The 17,422-nt window shown below is 64.1% G+C and carries 15 protein-coding genes and 1 pseudogene; 5 read left to right on the forward strand and 11 right to left on the reverse strand.

Features of this window, described 5'->3' with window-relative positions:
* Positions 1–182 precede the first annotated feature (182 nt).
* Positions 183–1,466 carry a cystathionine gamma-synthase family protein gene (locus AC629_RS05125; protein ID WP_084803692.1) on the reverse strand — a complete coding sequence of 428 codons (1,284 nt, stop codon included), beginning with the start codon at positions 1,464–1,466 and terminating at the stop codon, positions 183–185.
* Positions 1,467–1,724: 258 nt separating this feature from the next.
* On the opposite strand from AC629_RS05125, the gene AC629_RS44945 reads away from it, so the two are divergent.
* The gene (locus tag AC629_RS44945) at positions 1,725–2,105 is read left to right on the forward strand and encodes a hypothetical protein (RefSeq protein WP_143198922.1); all 381 of its coding nucleotides are present in this window, start codon (positions 1,725–1,727) and stop codon (positions 2,103–2,105) included.
* A 65-nt stretch (positions 2,106–2,170) separates the two neighbouring features.
* On the opposite strand, the gene AC629_RS05135 is transcribed toward AC629_RS44945, so the two are convergent.
* Positions 2,171–2,620 (reverse strand): cytochrome c, encoded by a 450-nt coding sequence (locus tag AC629_RS05135; protein WP_084803694.1) that lies wholly within the window; start codon positions 2,618–2,620, stop codon positions 2,171–2,173.
* Positions 2,621–2,693: 73 nt separating this feature from the next.
* On the opposite strand from AC629_RS05135, the gene AC629_RS49735 reads away from it, so the two are divergent.
* Positions 2,694–2,819, forward strand: coding sequence for a hypothetical protein (locus AC629_RS49735; RefSeq protein ID WP_283845627.1), 126 nt, complete (start codon positions 2,694–2,696; stop codon positions 2,817–2,819).
* A 208-nt stretch (positions 2,820–3,027) separates the two neighbouring features.
* On the opposite strand, the gene AC629_RS05140 is transcribed toward AC629_RS49735, so the two are convergent.
* Positions 3,028–3,474: a c-type cytochrome gene (locus AC629_RS05140; RefSeq protein ID WP_084803695.1), complete on the reverse strand. Its 447-nt coding sequence runs from the start codon at positions 3,472–3,474 to the stop codon at positions 3,028–3,030.
* An 86-nt stretch (positions 3,475–3,560) separates the two neighbouring features.
* A complete protein-coding gene (locus AC629_RS05145; RefSeq protein WP_084803696.1) occupies positions 3,561–5,870 on the reverse strand; it encodes a xanthine dehydrogenase family protein molybdopterin-binding subunit in 2,310 nt (769 codons plus the stop codon).
* On the opposite strand from AC629_RS05145, the gene AC629_RS05150 reads away from it, so the two are divergent.
* Complete coding sequence (locus AC629_RS05150) at positions 5,857–6,672, forward strand: GyrI-like domain-containing protein (protein WP_245331720.1); 816 nt, start codon at positions 5,857–5,859, stop codon at positions 6,670–6,672. The genes AC629_RS05145 and AC629_RS05150 overlap by 14 nt on opposite strands.
* Positions 6,673–6,799: 127 nt before the next feature.
* On the opposite strand, the gene murJ is transcribed toward AC629_RS05150, so the two are convergent.
* The 5 genes from murJ to AC629_RS05175 form a co-directional block, all read right to left on the reverse strand.
* Positions 6,800–8,329, reverse strand: coding sequence for a murein biosynthesis integral membrane protein MurJ (murJ, locus tag AC629_RS05155; protein WP_084803698.1), 1,530 nt, complete (start codon positions 8,327–8,329; stop codon positions 6,800–6,802).
* A 43-nt stretch (positions 8,330–8,372) separates the two neighbouring features.
* Positions 8,373–9,524 carry a DegT/DnrJ/EryC1/StrS family aminotransferase gene (locus tag AC629_RS05160; RefSeq protein WP_084803712.1) on the reverse strand — a complete coding sequence of 384 codons (1,152 nt, stop codon included), beginning with the start codon at positions 9,522–9,524 and terminating at the stop codon, positions 8,373–8,375.
* Positions 9,525–9,575: 51 nt separating this feature from the next.
* Positions 9,576–10,580 carry a Gfo/Idh/MocA family protein gene (locus tag AC629_RS05165; RefSeq protein ID WP_084803699.1) on the reverse strand — a complete coding sequence of 335 codons (1,005 nt, stop codon included), beginning with the start codon at positions 10,578–10,580 and terminating at the stop codon, positions 9,576–9,578.
* 183 nt (positions 10,581–10,763) lie between these two features.
* On the reverse strand, positions 10,764–12,176 hold the full coding sequence (locus AC629_RS05170; protein WP_084803713.1) for a mannose-1-phosphate guanylyltransferase/mannose-6-phosphate isomerase: 1,413 nt from the start codon (positions 12,174–12,176) through the stop codon (positions 10,764–10,766).
* A gap of 7 nt (positions 12,177–12,183) precedes the next feature.
* The gene (locus AC629_RS05175) at positions 12,184–13,173 is read right to left on the reverse strand and encodes an SDR family NAD(P)-dependent oxidoreductase (RefSeq protein ID WP_084803700.1); all 990 of its coding nucleotides are present in this window, start codon (positions 13,171–13,173) and stop codon (positions 12,184–12,186) included.
* A gap of 225 nt (positions 13,174–13,398) precedes the next feature.
* Between AC629_RS05175 and AC629_RS05180 the strand changes: the two genes are divergently transcribed.
* Positions 13,399–14,358, forward strand: coding sequence for a lysylphosphatidylglycerol synthase transmembrane domain-containing protein (locus AC629_RS05180; RefSeq protein WP_084803701.1), 960 nt, complete (start codon positions 13,399–13,401; stop codon positions 14,356–14,358).
* On the forward strand, positions 14,355–15,374 hold the full coding sequence (locus tag AC629_RS05185) for an MraY family glycosyltransferase (RefSeq protein ID WP_084803702.1): 1,020 nt from the start codon (positions 14,355–14,357) through the stop codon (positions 15,372–15,374). The genes AC629_RS05180 and AC629_RS05185 overlap by 4 nt, the downstream gene beginning before the upstream one ends.
* Here AC629_RS05185 and AC629_RS05190 read toward each other — a convergent pair.
* A pseudogene (locus AC629_RS05190) lies at positions 15,362–16,203 on the reverse strand (NAD-dependent epimerase/dehydratase family protein). The gene AC629_RS05185 and the pseudogene AC629_RS05190 overlap by 13 nt on opposite strands.
* Positions 16,200–17,420 carry a glycosyltransferase family 4 protein gene (locus tag AC629_RS05195; RefSeq protein ID WP_084803703.1) on the reverse strand — a complete coding sequence of 407 codons (1,221 nt, stop codon included), beginning with the start codon at positions 17,418–17,420 and terminating at the stop codon, positions 16,200–16,202. Before AC629_RS05195 ends, AC629_RS05190 begins: the two are co-directional and overlap by 4 nt.
* Between the last annotated feature and the right edge of the window lie 2 nt (positions 17,421–17,422).

Genomic DNA, 17,422 nt, shown 5'->3' on the forward strand with positions numbered 1-17,422 from the left:
CGGCCTTTTTGCTGTCAAGAAATCGCAGGTTCGGCGAGGATCGACCTTCCCTCTGCAGATGGTCTCAATGGTCTTCTTCGTGCTTCCCGGATTTCGCTTCGCTCCATCCGGACTACAAATCAACCGCTGCTCAACCGCTGCGCAGGCGCCGATCTGCTCGCCAGTGCGCGCCCCCACCGCGCTCAAGCCCCACTCAACGCCTGCGCGAGGTCCGCGATCAGGTCCGACGGATTCTCGATGCCGATCGACAGCCGGATCGTGGAATCGAGGACGCCGATCTTGCGGCGGACGTCGGCCGGAACGCCGGAGTGGGTCATCGTTGCCGGCAGGCTGGCGAGCGATTCGGTTCCGCCAAGGCTCACCGCCAGCTTGAAGATCTGCAGCGCGTTCAGGAATTTCACAGCCGCCGGCTGGCCGCCGACGATGTCGAATGCGAACGTAGATCCGGCTCCGAGGCATTGCCTTGCGAAAACACGCCCGGCCGCCGAGGCTTCCTCGTGATGACCGAGATAGTGGACCTTCGCCACCTTGGGATGGTCGCGCAGGTAATCCGCCACGAGGTGCGCGTTGCTGTCGGCTCTCTCCATGCGGATGCTCAACGTCTCGAGGGACCGGCTGATCATCCAGCAGGAATGAGGATCCAGCTGGGTGCCGATCGCGCCTCGCAGCGCCTTGATGTCCTTCATGATCGCTTTTGAGCCGAGCGCGGCGCCCGCGATCAGATCGGAATGACCGCCGACATATTTGGTCAGGGAGTACAACGAAAGGTCCGCGCCATGCTCGATCGGCCGCTGAAACACCGGTCCGAGCAAGGTATTGTCGCACGCGATGATCGGCACGTGTCCTTTGGTGCGGCCGATCGCGTCGGCGATGCGGCGGATCATGGCGATATCGACCAGTCCATTGGTCGGGTTGGCCGGCGTTTCGATCAGGATCATCGCAATCCGGCCCTTGCCCGCCGCCGCCTCTGCGGCGTGCGTCACCGCTGTTTCGTCGAGGCCGTCGGCAAAGCCGACTGCGCTGATCGAGAAACGCGAAAGCGTGTTGGCAAGCAAGGTTTCCGTCCCGCCGTAAAGCGGCTGGGAGTGCAGGATGACGTCGCCCGGCCGGACGCAGGCGAGAATCGTCGTCGCAATCGCCGACATTCCGGACGAGAACAGCGCGCAGCTCTCGGCGCGCTCGTAGATCGAGAGCCGGTCCTCGACAATCTCGCTGTTGGGGTGATTGAACCGCGAATAGACGAGGCCGGCGCCCATTCCCTCTGGCGGCTCGCGCCGGCCGGAGACGAAATCGAAGAAATCCTGTCCGTCTTCGGCCGTCTTGAATACGAAGGTCGAGGTCAGAAACACCGGTGGCTTGATGGCCCCTTCCGAGAGTTGCGGATCGTAGCCATAGGTCAGCATCAACGTTTCGGGATGCAGCATATGGTTGCCGATGTGGGTCTTCGACGGAAACGGTTTTGCCATGGCCTGTCTCACTTTTCTTGATCCAGATCTTGGCCGTGCGTTGGAAATGCGATGGTGGAGCAATCAGGATTCGAATGCGCCGGCATTCGACTCTCATCAACGTCGCAGCGGCTAAAGTTGAAGATAGCTCATACGCGGCTTTCTGACAGCGATCCGTCAGGCCTGGCGGACAAATTGTGCGTTTGGTGCGAAACTCGATGACGCAGGCCGCCGCGCCTCCACGCGATCGTTTCGAGCTAAATCCCGTCGGGGTTCCACTTGGACGCCCGCCCGCAAACATCCCTGATTCCGTCCACCTATGTTCGTGCTGCCGCCACAAACCGCCCTCACGAAGGCGTGACCGCGTATGGGGAGAAGAAAATGCGCGTACGGAGAACATGGAAGGTCTTGGGGGCCAAACATCACGACTCGCGTATCGGGCAACTCCAGCTGGATTTGGCAGCATTCAACCGCTGCATAGACGTACTGGAAAAGGCCGACGCAAATCCTCAGGACATCGAGGTGCTGACCGCGCATGCGCTGACGCTCGCCGAACAGATCGACGAGGTGCGCTGGTCGAACCCCGCAAAAGCTCTGGGTTGGCTACTCGGAAATGAGACAAGCGAGCCAGCCGCTCGAAAAGCGTCGGGAACCGGCTGAGCGATCATTCTCGCCGGTAGTCACGAGGGCAGCCTCCGAAAAGCATGGATGCGCGAGCCGACCAGCTACTTCAGCTTCACGCGATAGGTCTCGTGGCAGTCGGTGCAGCGGTCGTTGATGCTGGTATAGGCGGCCTTCAGGCTCGCGAGGTTCTTGACCTTGCCCTTGACGTCGGCGATCGCCTTCTGCACCGGCGGGATCTTGGAGTCGAAATTGGCCTTGTTCTGCCAGACCTTCTGCGACGCGCCGTAGTTCGAGTCCACGACGTCCTGCTTGGGATTGACTTCGAAGGTCTTGGCGATCTTGGCGACGTCGGCTTCGAGGTTCGTCAGCGCTTCGTCGACGGCCTTCTGATTGTAGGGGATTTCGCCCTTCGTCATCTTCTGGATGACCGTGTACAGGCTCTTGGCCTGCGACCGCATCAAATTGTCCTGCTGAACCGCGATCTCCTGCTGCGCCATCACGGCGCCCGCACCCAACAGCAGGGTGCCCGCGACAATCATCGTCCGTTTCATTGGCCTGTTCCTCCGGCCCGCAGAGGTTTGCGGAAAAGGACCATCCACCGCACCGGGGGCAGCGCGGCCCATCATGAATAGAACCCCGCGCGGAGCGTTTATTCCCGCGCCGAAAGATGATGATTTAGAGGCTGTGACAGCGGTGGTGCCGTTGATCGCGATCAACATCCGCTCCGGGGTTTCCGGCATGTCGATGTGATCGATCTTTTATTCGCGCCAGAGGCCGTCGACGATCGCGTTGACGACGACCGGACAGGAGCCGATCGCACCGATCTCTGGTTTACCCTTGGCAACAGACGCCCGAGCAGACCATCCGAGCCAAGATTCGAAGTAACCGAGTTGCCTGCACTCGGCGCAACAAGAAAGGGCGGCGGCTTCGCAACCGCCCCTTCTTCATTCGGCACGCGTCAGCCGTTCTTCACGCGGAAGGTTTCGTGGCAGCCGCCGCATTCCTTGCCGACCACGGGCAGCGTCGCCTTGAGCGTGTCGAGATCCTTGACCTTGGTCTTGGCCTCGCCGACCGTCTTGGCGAAGCTTGCGATCTTCGCCTCGAACCCAGCCTTGTCCTCCCAGACCTTCGGCGAGGTGTGGTAGTCGCCCTCGGGCTTGAGCCCCTTCGCACTGTCCGGAAACAGGCTCGGCAGCTTCTTGGCGGTGTCCTCGAACTGCGCCAGCGCGGTGTCCACGGTGGCCTGATCGTAGGATTTTTCGCCCTTGACCATCGCCGAGAGCGCGCCCGCATTCCTGCCATTGCCCTTCATCAGGGTCTGAACCTGCTTGACGGATTCCGGCGACGCCCAGACTGCACTCAGGCCAAGCAGCAGCGCTCCTCCAACAACCAACACTCGCTTCATTCGTAAACCCCTTTCCCCGACGCAAGAATCGTGTCGACCTCATCATTGAGGCCAACACCGCTTGGTGGATTTCATTCCTTATGAGATCACAGGCTGTGGCGGCGATGGTGCTCGTTGATGGCGATCCACACCCGCTCCGGGGTTGCCGGCATGTCGATGTGGTCGATCTTGTATTCGCGCCACAGCCCGTCGACGATGGCATTGACGACCGCCGGACAGGAGCCGATCGCGCCGGCCTCGCCCGCGCCCTTCACACCCAGCGGATTGGTCTTGCAGGGAATGTTGTTGGTCTCGAACACGAAGGCTGGACCGTCGGCCGCCCGCGGCAGCGCGTAGTCCATGAAGGTCGCGGTAATGAGCTGGCCGTCGCCCGCGCCGTAGACAACCTGCTCCATCAGTGCTTGGCCGATGCCCTGCATGGCGCCGCCATGCACCTGCCCTGCCAGCAGCAGCGGATTGAGCGTCTTGCCGAAATCATCGACGATCACATAGTTGACGACCTTGATGATGCCGGTCGCCGGATCGATCTCGACTTCCGCCAGATGCGTGCCGTTCGGATAGGTGCCGTCGGCGCTGGCAAACGTCGCGCTGCCGTTCATCTTTGATGGATCTGCGCCCGGGCGCTTGGCGAGATCGGCGAAGGAGATCGTGCGGTCGGTGCCGGCGATGCGGACGGCGCCGCCCGAAATCTCGAGATCGCCGGCGCTTGCCTCGAGCGCCTGCGCCGCGATCTCCTTCAGCTTCTTGCCCAGCTCACCCGTGGCACGCTCCACGCAGACGCCGCCCGTCGGGATCGAGGCCGAGCCACCGGTGCCGAGCCCGGTCGCGATCTCGTCGGTGTCGCCCTGGTGGATGTGCACGCGCTCCGGCGGCAGGCCGAACTGCTCGGCAACGATCTGGGCGTAAGCCGTCTGGTGGCCCTGCCCGCTCGATTGCGTGCCGATCAGGACGGTGACGTCGCCGTTGGGGTCGAGCCTGACGTTCGCGGTCTCTTCCCCCATCACGCCGCAGATCTCGACATAGCTCGCAAGGCCGATGCCGCGGATCAGGCCCTGCTTCTTGGCCGCCTTGGCGCGCTTGGGAAACTCCTTCCACTCCGCGATCTCCATCGCGCGCTTCAGATGCGCAGCGAAGTCGCCGGAGTCATAGACCTTGCCTGTGGCCGTCGTGTAGGGCAGCGCCTTCGGCTGGATGAAGTTCTTGCGGCGGATGGCATCCGGCGTCATGTCGAGTTTTCGCGCGCAAGCGTCCACAAGGCGCTCGATGACATAGGCGGCCTCAGGGCGGCCAGCGCCGCGATAGGCGTCGACCGGCACGCTGTGGGTAAAGATCGTGCGGATCCGGCAATAGAAGGCCTGGATGTCGTAGAGGCCGGGCAGCATGCCGGCGCCGCCATGGGGAATGTAGGGGCCGAAGGTCGAAAGATACGCGCCCATGTCGCCCATCAGGTCGCAATCCATGGCGAGGAATTTGCCGTCCTCGGCCAGCGCCATCTTCGCGGTGGTCACATTGTCGCGGCCCTGCGCGTCGCCCACGAAATGCTCGGAGCGATCGGCCGCCCATTTCACGGCCTTCTTCAGCTTTCGTGCGGCGACCGCCATCAGGGCGTATTCGCGGTACGGAAACAGCTTTGTGCCGAAGCCGCCTCCGACATCGGGGCAGATCACCCGCATCTTGTCGGTCGGGATGTTGAGCACGTTCTGGCAGAGGATGTCGCGCAGGCGATGGCTGCCCTGGCTGCCGACCGTCAGCGTCAGATGGTCGCGCTTGGCGTCGTATTCACAGACCGCCGCGCGCGTCTCCATGAAGTTCGCGACCACGCGCGGATTGACGATGGAGATTTCGGCGACCGCATGCGCCTTGGCAAAGGCGGCTTCGGTCGCCTGCTTGTCACCGATCGAGACGTCGAACAGCACGTTGCTGGCCTTGTCCGGCCAGACCTGCGGCGCGCCCTTCTTGACGGCGTTGACGACGCCGGTCACGGCCGGCAGCGGGCTCCATTTGACGTCGATCGCCTCGATCGCGTCACGGGCCTGGTCGATGGTCTCGGCGACGACGAAGGCGATGGAATCGCCGACATGGCGCACCTCGTTCTTGGCGAGGATGGGGTAAGGCGGGCCGGTGAACGGATCGGTCTCGAGATTGAACAGGCAGGGCAGATTGCCGAGATCCCTAACGTCGTCAGCGGTCAGGATCAGCGCAACGCCAGGCAACGTGCGGGCGCGGCTCGCATCGATGGTGTATTTGGCATGAGCGTGCGGCGAGCGCAGCATCAAGCAGCGCAGAGCAGCCTGCGGCGCATAGTCGTCGGTATAGCGGCCCTTGCCGCGGATGAGTGCGTCATCCTCCTTGCGCAGCACGCTTTGGCCAACGCCGAACTTGATGGGGGCAGCCATTTTCGCTCCATGTCCTCATGGTTGTTTTGCCGGCATATTGCCGTGGAAAAAGTGGCAGTGCAAACGGCTTTCGCCGTGCACGATGAGGAGCCGACCACTTGCAGCGGTGCCCGTTACTGTTTACGGCACGCCTGGCCGGGGGTGGGACCGGGCACGTCCGAGGTGGCAAAAAGGTAGAACCGTGGTCAAGGTCGATTTCAAGAAGACGCTTTCGAAGCTTTACAGTGCGCCGACCGGCAGATTTGCTGCCGTCGACGTGCCGGCACTGCAATTCGTCAAAATAGACGGCAAAGGCGACCCGAACCGCGAGCCGGCCTATGCGCAGGCCATCGAATGGCTCTATTCCGTGAGCTACGCGATGAAGTTTGCCTCCAAGGCTGGATCTGGAAGAGATTACGTCATTCCGCCGCTCGAAGGCCTCTGGTGGGCCGACGACCCCGCCGATTTCGTCAGCCGCCGCAAGCATCGCTGGAAGTGGACGATGATGATCATGGTGCCGGACTTCGTCAGCCGGCCGCTGTACGACGAGGCCGTCACGAAGACACATGGGAAACGCGGCGAGCCGCCGCCGGAAACGCTGCGCCTTGAGTCTCTCGATGAAGGACGTAGCCTGCAAACGCTGCATGTCGGCAGCTACGACGACGAGGCGCCGATACTTGCCAGGCTTCACGACGAGGTGATGCCCGCGGAGGGACTGACATTCGCTGGACCGCACCATGAAATCTATCTGAGCGACCCGCGCAAGACGGAGCCCGAGAAACGCAAGACGATTCTCCGGCAGCCGATCAGAAAGGCTGACTGACCAACGTTGGCTGAATCGGGCCGGCCTAGAGCGTTTTCGAGCGAAGCGGATACCGGTTCGCGTCAAGAAAACGCGTCAGAATAAGAGCCTAGAGCCCCGTTCCGATTCCATCGGAACGGAAATGGCTCTAGTTGCGCACCAGCGAGACCAGCCAGTTGCGGCCGAACAGCGCGAGGATCGCGAGCGCGTAGACGATTGTGCCCCCGACGGCGAGCAGCGCCAGCGTCAATTCGTCCCGGAAGGCGTGCATGGAGGCGAAAGAGGCCGCGCTGAAACGCGCGATCAGCCAGAAGGCGGCGGCCAGGATGATTCCGGTCAGCAGGAATTTGGCGAGCGACAACAGCCAGGCGCGGTCCAGGACGAGAAAGCCTCGCCGCACTGCGAAGAAGAGCACCAGCAGCAGATTGGTCCAGACACCAACTGCTGTTGCCAGCGCCAGGCCGATCTGGGCGAGCGATCCCATCAAGGCAAGCTTCAGGGCGACGTTGACCGCGATGCCGGTCAGCGAGGCGCGAACCGGCGTCGCCGTATCCTTGCGCGCGTAAAAGGTCGCGACCGCGCTACGGATCAGCACGAAGGGGATAAGCCCAATGGCATAGGCCGCGAGCGTGGCGCCCGCGGCGGCGGCATCGGCCTTCGAGAACGCGCCGCGGGCGAACAGCGCACGCATGATCGCGTCGGGCACGGTGATGAAGGCCGCGACGAACGGCACCGAGAACAGCAGCGTGAAATCGAAAGCGCGGCGTTGCGCCTTCAGCGCGCCGTCATGGTCGTTGGCCGTGATCCGCCGCGACATCTCCGGCAGCAGCACGGTCCCGATGGCGATGCCGATGACACCGATCGGCAGTTGGTTGAGCCGGTCGGCATAATAGAGCGCCGACAGCGCGCCTGCGGGCAGGAAGGTCGCGATGATGGTATCGGCGAACAGCGCGACCTGCGTACCCATCGAGCCCAGTGTTGCCGGCCCGAGTGCTTTGAAGAAGCTGCGGACATCTTCGTCAAGTCTAAGCGGCGCAAAGCGCGGCAGACCGCCGTGGCGAGCGAGATCACCCGCGAGCAGGAAATATTGCAGGAAGCCCGAAATCAGGACGCCCCAGGCCGCGGCGTGTCCCGCGCTGGGAAACCAGGCGGCGAGCGCCAGGGTCATCATCATTGAAACGTTAAGGAAGATCGACGCGGCCGCGGCACTGGCGAAGCGCTGCATCACGTTGAGCATGCCGCCATAGAGCGTCACCAGCGTGATCAGCAGGAGATAGGGAAAGGTGATCCGGGTCAGCTCGATCGCGAGCTTGCGCTGCTCGGCGTCCTCGGAAAAGCCGGGCGCCAGGATGCTCATGGCCTGCGGCATGAACAGCCACGCGACGATCAGCAGCACGACCTGCGAGGCGAGCAGCAGCGTGAAGATGCGGTTGGCGAACAGGCTTGCGGCCGCCTCCCCACGCTCGCCATGGACGTGCGCGTAGGCCGGCACCCAGGCCGCGTTGAACGCGCCCTCGGCAAAGATCGCGCGGAAATGGTTGGGCAGCCGCAGCGCCACGAAAAAGGCGTCGGCCACGGGGCCGGCGCCGAGGATCGCCGCAAGCATAATGTCGCGGGCAAATCCCGTCAGCCGCGAGAGCAGCGTGTATCCGCCAACCGTGAAAATCCGCCCGAGCATCGTTCCCTTCTAAAGGAAGAGCTCGCACAGCAAAACGGCGAAATCAGGCTGTAAGCGCGCCGCGCACTGCGGCGATGATTCGATCCTGGTCGGCTTCGGTCAGATAGGGATGCATCGGCAGGCTGATGACGTCCTGCGACAGGCTCTCGCAGCCCGGCAGCCCGCCCTCTGCGACCGGATACTGCTTGTAGGCGGTCTGCTGATGCATCGACTTGCCGTAATAGATCGCAGTCGGCACGCCCTGGGCTTTCAGCGCGGCGGCAAAACCGTCGCGGTCGGTGCCCTCAGGCAGGCGGATGGTGTACTGCGCCCAGACCGAGGTGTTGCCGGGGCTAAGACGCGGCACGGTGACGACGTTGCTGAGGCCTCGCGCATAGCGCTCCGCAACCCTGTTGCGGGCGGCGATCTCGTCGTCGAAAATCTTCAGCTTCTCGATCAGGATCGCGGCCTGCATGGTGTCGAGCCTGCCGGTCAGGCCGAGGCGGACGTTGTCGTATTTGTCCACGCCCTGCCCGTGCACGCGGATGCTGCGCAGCGTAGCGGCGAGTTCGTCGTTGTCGGTGAAGATCGCGCCGCCGTCGCCGAAGCAGCCGAGCGGCTTGGCCGGGAAGAAGCTGGTGGCGGTGGCGAGCGCCAGGGTGCCGAGCTTGCGGCCCTTGTAGCTCGCGCCAAAACCCTGTGCGGCATCATCGAGCACGAACAGGCCTTCGGCCTTCGCGATTTCCGCGATGGCGTCGTGATCGGCAGGCTGTCCGAACAGGTCGACCGGAATGACCGCGACCGGCTTGAGGCCGGCCTTGCGGGCGGTCGCGATGCCGCGCTTCAGGGACTCCGGACTCATGTTGAAGGTCGCCTCATCCACATCGACATAGACCGGCGTCGCGCCGGTCCGCGCCACTGGCGAAGCGGTTGCGATGAAGGTGAAGGACGGGCACAGCACGGCATCGCCGGGGCCAACGTTCTTCGCCATCAGCACCATCAGGATCGCATCGGTGCCGCTGGCGCAGGCCACCACGTGCTTGGCGCCGCAATAGGCCGCAAGCTGCGCCTCGAGCTCGGTGACTTCAGGGCCATTGACGAACTGGCAATGGTCGAGAACGCGCTTGACGGCGGCATCGAGCGAGGCGCCGAGCCGGCGGCGCTGCGCGCCGACGTCGATGAAGGGAATGGGTTCGGAACGCAGATGCTGGTTCATGGCGCCTTGCTGATTTTCCTGCAAGTTTTGAGCGGTCGACATGGATAAGGATTAGCCGGCAACGCGGCGCGGACCCTTGCGGGCGGGCGCCATGGCCGCCGGCCGCGATGGCGCCTCGAGGCAGCGAGTCGCAATTTCGAGGCTGGCAACGCCCTCGTCGCCGGTCACCGCCGGCGTCTCGCCATGGCGCACGGCCTTCAGGAACGCGATGAGCTCGGCGCGGAGCGGCTCGTCATGGCCGACCGGCAGATGCCGCATCGAATAGCTGCCGTCCGGCTTGAAGCCGAAGCACTCGGTGACCTGGCGCGTCAGCAGATCGCCCATCACGTATTTGTCGCGGGTCGCGACCGTGACACTGCGCGCCTTGAACGGCGTCAGCCAGTTGGTGTTGATGTGCGCGAGCACGCCGTTGGCGGTGCGGAACTGCAGCAGCGCGATATCCTCGCGCTCGGCGACCGCGCTCGACAATTGCGGCTGCACCTCGACGATGTCGGATTCGGTGAACCAGCGGATCAGATCGATGTCGTGCACGGCGAGGTCGATGACGACGCCGACATTAGACATGCGCGGCGGGAACGGGCCGACGCGCGTGATCGCGATCGACAGGATGTCCTCACCCTCAATCGCCTGCTTGACGGCGGCGACCGCCGGATTAAAGCGCTCGACATGGCCGACCATCAGCGTCACGCCGGCCTTTTGCGCGGCGGCGACGATCTCGTGGCCCTCCTCGACCGTGGAGGCGATCGGCTTCTCGACCAGGACGTGGATGTTCCTGGCAATGCAGGCGAGCGCGACCTCGTGATGCAGATGCGTCGGCGCCGCAATGGTGACGGCATCGACGCCGGCGGCGAAGAGCTGGTCGAGCGTCTCGAAACCCTGGCAGTTGGCGAGCTCAGTGGTGCGCGTCAGGTGCACCGGCGATGGATCGACCACGCCGACGAGGCTGACGCCAGGAAGACCCGCGAGCACGCGTGCGTGGTTGCTGCCCATCACGCCCGCGCCAATGACGCCGACGCGCAAGCCGGCCTTTGCCGGTGCAGAGCCTATGGAACTCATCTGATAGAACCCCGATTCAACGCAAATCCCCGGGCCCGCTTCTAGCACGGACGCCACATTTGTGGCGAATGCCGGCATGGTTAACCGGACACGATTTGATTCAAAAAATTACACGCCCCGGACCTTAAGCCGCTGAAAGATACCGCTCTTTCGGCCCGGGTGGCGTGATTCGGAGTGTGCTGGTTACGACCTTTGATAGTCGTCTTCAATCCGGATGATGTCGTCTTCCCCGAGATAGCTCCCGGTCTGGACCTCGATCAGTTCCAGCATGATTTTACCGGGGTTTTCCATCCGGTGGACCGCGCCCATCGGAATGTAAATTGACTCGTTCTCGTGCACCGTCTTCACGGTCTCGTTGACGGTTACCCGGGCGGCACCGCGGACCACGATCCAGTGCTCGGCACGGTGGTGGTGCTTCTGAAGCGACAGCCGCCCACCCGGCTTCACCACGATGCGCTTGACCTGGTGGCGCTCGCCATTGTCGACGGACTGATAGCTGCCCCAGGGCCGATGCACCTTCAAATGCTCCTCGGTCACCTTCGGTGCGACCGCCTTGAGCTTGGTCACCAGACGCTTCAGGCCGTTGGCATCCTTCTGGCGCGAGACCAGAACCGCGTCTGCGGTGGCGACCACGACGAGATCGTCGACGCCTTCAAGCGCGACCAGCGCCTGGTCTGTGGTGACGTTGCAGTTGCGGGAATCTTCGAATACGGCAGTGCCGTTCGCAGCATTGCCTTGCGCATCCTTCTGCGACAATTCCCACACCGCGTGCCAGGAGCCGACGTCGGACCAGCCGCACGACACCGGCACGACGGCGGCGCGCGAGGTCTTCTCCATCACTGCATAGTCGATCGAGATCGCCTTCGCTGCACCGAAAGCCTGCGGCTCCAGCGTCACGAAGCCGAGATCGCGGCCGGCATTGGTGACCGCATTGGAAACTGCCTCCACGCTCGCCGCATCCACCTTGCGGTATTCGTCGAGCAGGATAGCAGCCGGGAACATGAAGTTGCCGCTGTTCCAGAGATAACCCGAATTGACGTAGTCGGCCGCCGTCACGGCGTCCGGCTTCTCGACGAAGCGCGCAACTGCGTGCACTTCACCGGAGATCACCTCGCCCGGGCTGATATAGCCGTATTCGGTCGCCGGCCGCTCCGGCTTGACGCCGAAGGTGACGATGCGCCCGGCGTTCGCAGCGGCAAGGCCCTCACGGCACGCGGCGACGAAGGCGGCATTGTCCCGCACCACGTGGTCGGCGGCGAGCGCAAGCACGATCGCCTCGCTGTCGCGGTTCTGCGCAAACACCGCACCGGCGGCGATCGCAGGGCCGGAGTCGCGCCGCATCGGCTCGAGGATCACGTCGGCCTCGATGCCGATCTCGGCGAGCTGCTCCAGCACCATGAAGCGGTAGGACGCGTTGGTGATGACAATCGGACGATCGAACAGCGACGGATCGGAGACGCGCAGCAGCGTGTCCTGGAAGGTCGAGCGTGTGCCGAACAGCGGCAGGAATTGCTTGGGGCGCACCTCGCGCGAAGCCGGCCACAGCCGCGTGCCGGCGCCGCCGCACATGATCAGGGGAATAATGCGTTTGTCCATCGTCATTTCAAACCTTGAAGTAGTCCCGATACCAGGTGACAAAATTACGGACACCGTGCGCGATCGGCGTTGACGGCGCAAAGCCGGTGTCTCGCATCAGATCCTCGACATCCGCGAACGTTTCCAAAACGTCTCCCGGCTGCATCGGCAGCATTTCTTTGATCGCCGTCCGACCCAGCTCCTGCTCCAGAAGTCCGACGACATGCATCAGCTCTTCCGGATGGTGGTTGCCGACATTGTAGACCTTAGACGGCGCATTTGCGGCAGCCGGGTCATCCGCGGGCACCCGATCGATCAGCTTGGACACTACACGGGTCACGTCGTCAATATAGGTGAAGTCGCGGCGCATCCGGCCATGGTTAAAGAGCCGGATCGGGCGGCCCGCCATGATGGCGTTCACGAACAGGAACATGGCCATATCGGGCCGGCCCCACGGGCCGTAAATGGTAAAAAAGCGCAGGCCCGTGACCGGCAGGCGGTAGAGATGGCTGTAGGACTGCGCCATCAATTCGTTCGCCTTCTTTGTCGCAGCATAGAAGCTCACGGGATGGTCGGTCCGGTCCTGCACGGCAAACGGCAGTTTGGTGTTGGCGCCATAAACGGAGGATGACGAAGCGTAGACGAGATGACGACAGCCGTTGTTGCGGCAGCCCTCGAGCACGTTGAGAAAGCCCTGGAGATTGGAATCAGCATAAGTGTGCGGATGCTCGATCGAGTAGCGCACGCCGGCCTGGGCTGCCAGGTGCACGACCTTGGCAAATCCGTGCCGCGCAAACAGCGCTGCGATCGTCTCGCGGTCGGCAAGATCGGCCGCCACGAAGGAGAAGCGGGAATCGCTGCGCAACAGCTCCAGACGCGCCTGTTTCAGTGCCGGATCGTAATAGCTGTTGAGATTGTCGAGCCCGACGACGGGCCGGCCTTCGGCCAGAAGCTGCCGGGCGACGTGAAAGCCGATGAAGCCGGCGGCACCCGTGACCAAAATCGCCTGATCCGTCATCGTGTTCCCAAGAGATCCTTTGCCCGCGGCGCCTCTTTAGCCGCCGTATCGAGGGGGTCGCAATAGCCCCTCGCTCCTCATAGCGGCTCTTCACAACGGCTGTTCATATCGGCCGTTCATATCGCCTATTGCAAGATCGGCGCCAAAACCATACCACAGCGGCCGAATTCGGCGCCCTGCGTCGGGTTGCCTCAATCTTCGCAAACCCCTGTTCATGCGGGCGAGATGCGCCGAATCCTGCTGTCTACGGCCAAGATCCTGATTTCCGCGGCGCTGCTCTATCTGGCGCTGCGCAAGGTCGATCTGTCCGAACTGATTTCGCGTTTCACCGCGACCAGCCTGTTCTGGATCGCCATGGCGATCGCAGTCACGTTCCTGCAAATCTTCGTCGGCGTGCTGCGCTGGCGCGAGATCAGCGCCGAATGCGGCGCGCCGCTCGAGCTCGGCCGTGCCATGCGCTACAACGTGATCGGCGCGTTCTTCAATCAGACCCTGCCGTCCGCGATCGGCGGCGACGCGGTCCGGCTGTGGCTGGTCGCGCGCGCCGGCGCGGGATGGCGTACGGCTACCTACTCCATTTTCGTCGATCGCGCGATCGGCCTCATCGCGCTCGCAATCCTCATCGTCGCGAGCCTGCCCTGGAGCTACGGGCTTATCACCGATCCGAACGGACGCTCGGCGCTGCTGCTCCTCGACCTCGTGGCCCTCGCAGGCGGCCTCGGTTTCCTGATCTTCGGCGCGCTGAAATGGTCGTGGCTGAAGACCTGGTGGGCCACCCACCACATCCACGCCTGCGCTGTGATCGCCAACCGCGTGATCTTTAGCCCGACCCGCGGACCGATCGTCGCGATCCTGTCGTTCGTCGTTCACGTGCTCACCGTCGTCATCGCCTGGTGCGTGGTGCAGTCGATTGCCGCGCCGGTCAGCTTCGGGCAGATATTCCTGCTCATTCCGCCGGTCATGCTGATCACCTTGATGCCGATCTCGATCGCCGGCTGGGGCGTGCGCGAGGCGACCATGGGGCTGGCCTTCGGCTTCGCCGGGCTCGCTGCGAATGAAGGCGTCAACGTCTCGCTCCTGTTCGGCGCGGTCTCGTTCATCGTCGGCGCGTTCGGCGGCCTCGTCTGGATCCTGAGCGCGGAGAAAGCCGCGCAAGGATCCGCCCCGATCGGAGTGCCGGAGTGAACCAGGCCACTGACGCTCTCGCCGCGATGCCCTCGCTGCTGGCCGTTGCGATCGCCGCACTGATGTCGGCCTTCATCACCTGGACCAGCCGCCCCCTGCTCCAGCGCTACGCGCTGGCGCGGCCGAATGCGCGGTCCTCGCATCGCATCCCGACCCCGCAGGGCGCGGGCATCGCGGTGATCGCCGCGACCCTCATAGTCGCCTCGGTCTGGGCCGCCTTTGCCGGCGTCACGATCCCGCCGGCTCTCATCGCCGCGACGGTCTTGATCGCACTGGTCGGATTTGCGGACGACATCGTGTCGCTGCCGGTGCTGCTGCGGCTCGGGCTGCAAGCCGCGGCCGTCGGCGCGGTCGTGTTCACCGCGCCCGACACCGCGCGCATCGTGCCGGCGCTGCCGCTTGCGCTGGAGCGCAGCCTCATCCTGATCGCCGGCGTCTGGTTCGTGAACCTCGTCAACTTCATGGACGGGCTCGACCTGATGACGGTGGCGGAAGTGGTGCCGGTCACAGCGGCCCTGCTGCTGCTCGGATGGCTCGGCGAGGTGTCGTGGCCGGCAGCGTTGATCGCCGCGACGCTGTGCGGCGGCATGCTCGGCTTTGCGCCGTTCAACCGTCCGGTCGCAAAAGTGTTCCTGGGCGACGTTGGCAGCCTGCCGATCGGCCTTCTGCTCGGCTGGTGCCTGCTGGAGCTCGCCTGGCGCGGACAAGCCGCTGCGGCGCTGCTGCTGCCGGCTTACTATCTCGTGGATTCGACCCTCACTCTACTACGGCGCATCGCGCGGCGCGAACCGTTCTGGTCGGCGCATCGCACGCATTTCTACCAGCGCGCTACCGACAACGGTTTTTCAGTCCCGCGGGTGATCGGCGAGGTCTTTCTGCTCAACCTCGTCCTCGCTGCGCTCGCCATCCTCACCGTTCGCGCCGGATCGATGGCCGTCACCTCCTTCGCGCTTAGCGCAGGCGCAGTCGCGATCGGATTCGTCCTGCGGCGCTTCTCCCGTCCTCAGGCGTCCTGATTAGACAGCGCGAGCCGTAGACCCTCGTCGAGGGAGACCTGCGGCTGCCAGCCGGTGGCCATCGCCTTGGAAACGTCGAGCTCGAGCGAGCCGATCGGGCTGTCATGCGTATCCCGCCGGCCGATCGTGCCGAGCAGGTCTGGCGACATCTCGAAATTGCTTGCAGGGTCAGGATGGGCGAGCCGGCGCAGGATGAACGACGACAGGTTCTGCACGGCAAGGAAGGCGTGGTGATTGCGGATCGTGGCAAAGGGAAGCGGCAACCCCACGTTCACTGCACGCGAGAGCAGTGCGAAATTGCCTTAGCGCCCGCACCGTAGACCAGCGGGGGCCTGATCACCGAGATATTCATGTCGCAGTCGCGCGCGAGCGTCCTCAAGCCCGCCTCGGCCGCGGCCTTGGACATGCCATAGAGGCCGCGCGGCGTCAGGATATCGTCTTCGCTGAACGGCGGACGGCCCTCGTTGCTGCGGCCGTGCCCGAGAACGGTGCTGAGAAAGACGAATTGGCGCTCGCCGGCCGCCGCCGCGCAGCGCGCCAGTTGCAGGGTGCCGGCGATGTTGACGTTGCGATAGAGCTGGACCGCGTGCTCATCGTGCTTGTGATGGACTCGGGCGGCGAAATGGACGACAGCGTCGACACCTTCGAGCGCTGGCTGCCAATCCGTATCGGGACCGATCGATTCGATCACGACCTCGTCGTCGATGCCCACCGGGCTGCGGACCGCGCGCCCGACCGACCATCCCTCGCGCGCTAGCGCGGGCGCGACATGACGGCCGACGAAGCGGCTCGCTCCCGTCACCGGCACGACCGGTTTGCGCTCGCTCATCGTTGTTCCGCCAGGTCCGGGTTGCGCAACAATTCGTCGATCAGACCGGCATAGGCGCTCATCGCGACGGTCCGGTCGAATCGCGATGCCGCCTTCACCGCGCGCTCTGCCATGGCGGCGGCGTCGGAGCGGGACGCTGCACGAATCGCCTCGGCGAGCCGATCGGCGCGGCCCGGCGTCACGACCCAGCCGAGTCCGTTCTCCACCACAGTCAACGCGGCCTCAGCCTCCGGCTCGGAGACCAGCACCACGGGACGGCCGACCGCCAGCAGATTGTAGAACCGGCTCGGCACCGACACCCCCGCGACGTCCTTCCGGTACGGAATGATCCAGAGATTGGCGGACGCCAGAAACGCCTCGAGCTCGGCATCCTCCACGCGCGCCACGAAGGAGACATTGGACAGGTTCGCGGCCGCCTGCAACTGCTTCAGCCGCTCGAAGCCGATGCCCCAGCCGGAGAGCAGGAAGTGGATGTCCGCCTCGTCCTTGAGCAGGCGCGCCGCTTCGAACACGATCTCCGGATCATGGGTGAAGCCGAGATTTCCTGACAGGCCGACGACGAAGCGGGCCGACAGCGTCCGCCGGAACGGATTATCCGATGTCAGGGGACGCGGCGCGGGCACGAGCGTCGCCCAATTCGGGATGAACCGGATCTTGTTCCGCGTCATCCCCGAATAGCTCAGCAGCGGCCCCTCCGCATCGCGGCCGATGGTGATGACGGCATTGAGCGCGCGAAACATCAGGCTGTTGGCCGCACGCATTGTCCTCGTCACGATCGAACCGGGCTTGAGCAGGCCAGCCATCACCAGCACGTCGGGGAAGAGGTCGTGCATGATCAGCGCCGAGCGCGCGCCCTTGAGCCTTGCCGCCGCCGCGACCGCGTAAGGCAGCATGAACGGCGCAGTGACCGTGAGTACGACATCACCTCGCCTCAGCTCCCGCATCAAGGCGAAAAACGTGCGCGCCACGAATAACAGTTCGGACATGCCGCGCCGCACCAGCGCCGCCTTCCCTGGCATCCGGTTCTTGATCGCAACGACGCGCGGCCGGCCCGGGCCGGTCTGCGCCGCCGGCAACGCACCGGGCGAACCCGAGAGAACGACGACCTCGTGGCTTTCGGCGAGACGGCAGGCGATCTCGGCCATGATCGCGGCGGTCGTGCTCGGATCCGGTGGATAATGCTGGCTGGCGACGACGATCTTGCCTTGAGACTGCATGG

It is taken from the genome of Bradyrhizobium sp. NAS80.1 (assembly GCF_001908205.1).
In the GTDB taxonomy this organism is placed as follows: Bacteria; Pseudomonadota; Alphaproteobacteria; order Rhizobiales; family Xanthobacteraceae; genus Bradyrhizobium.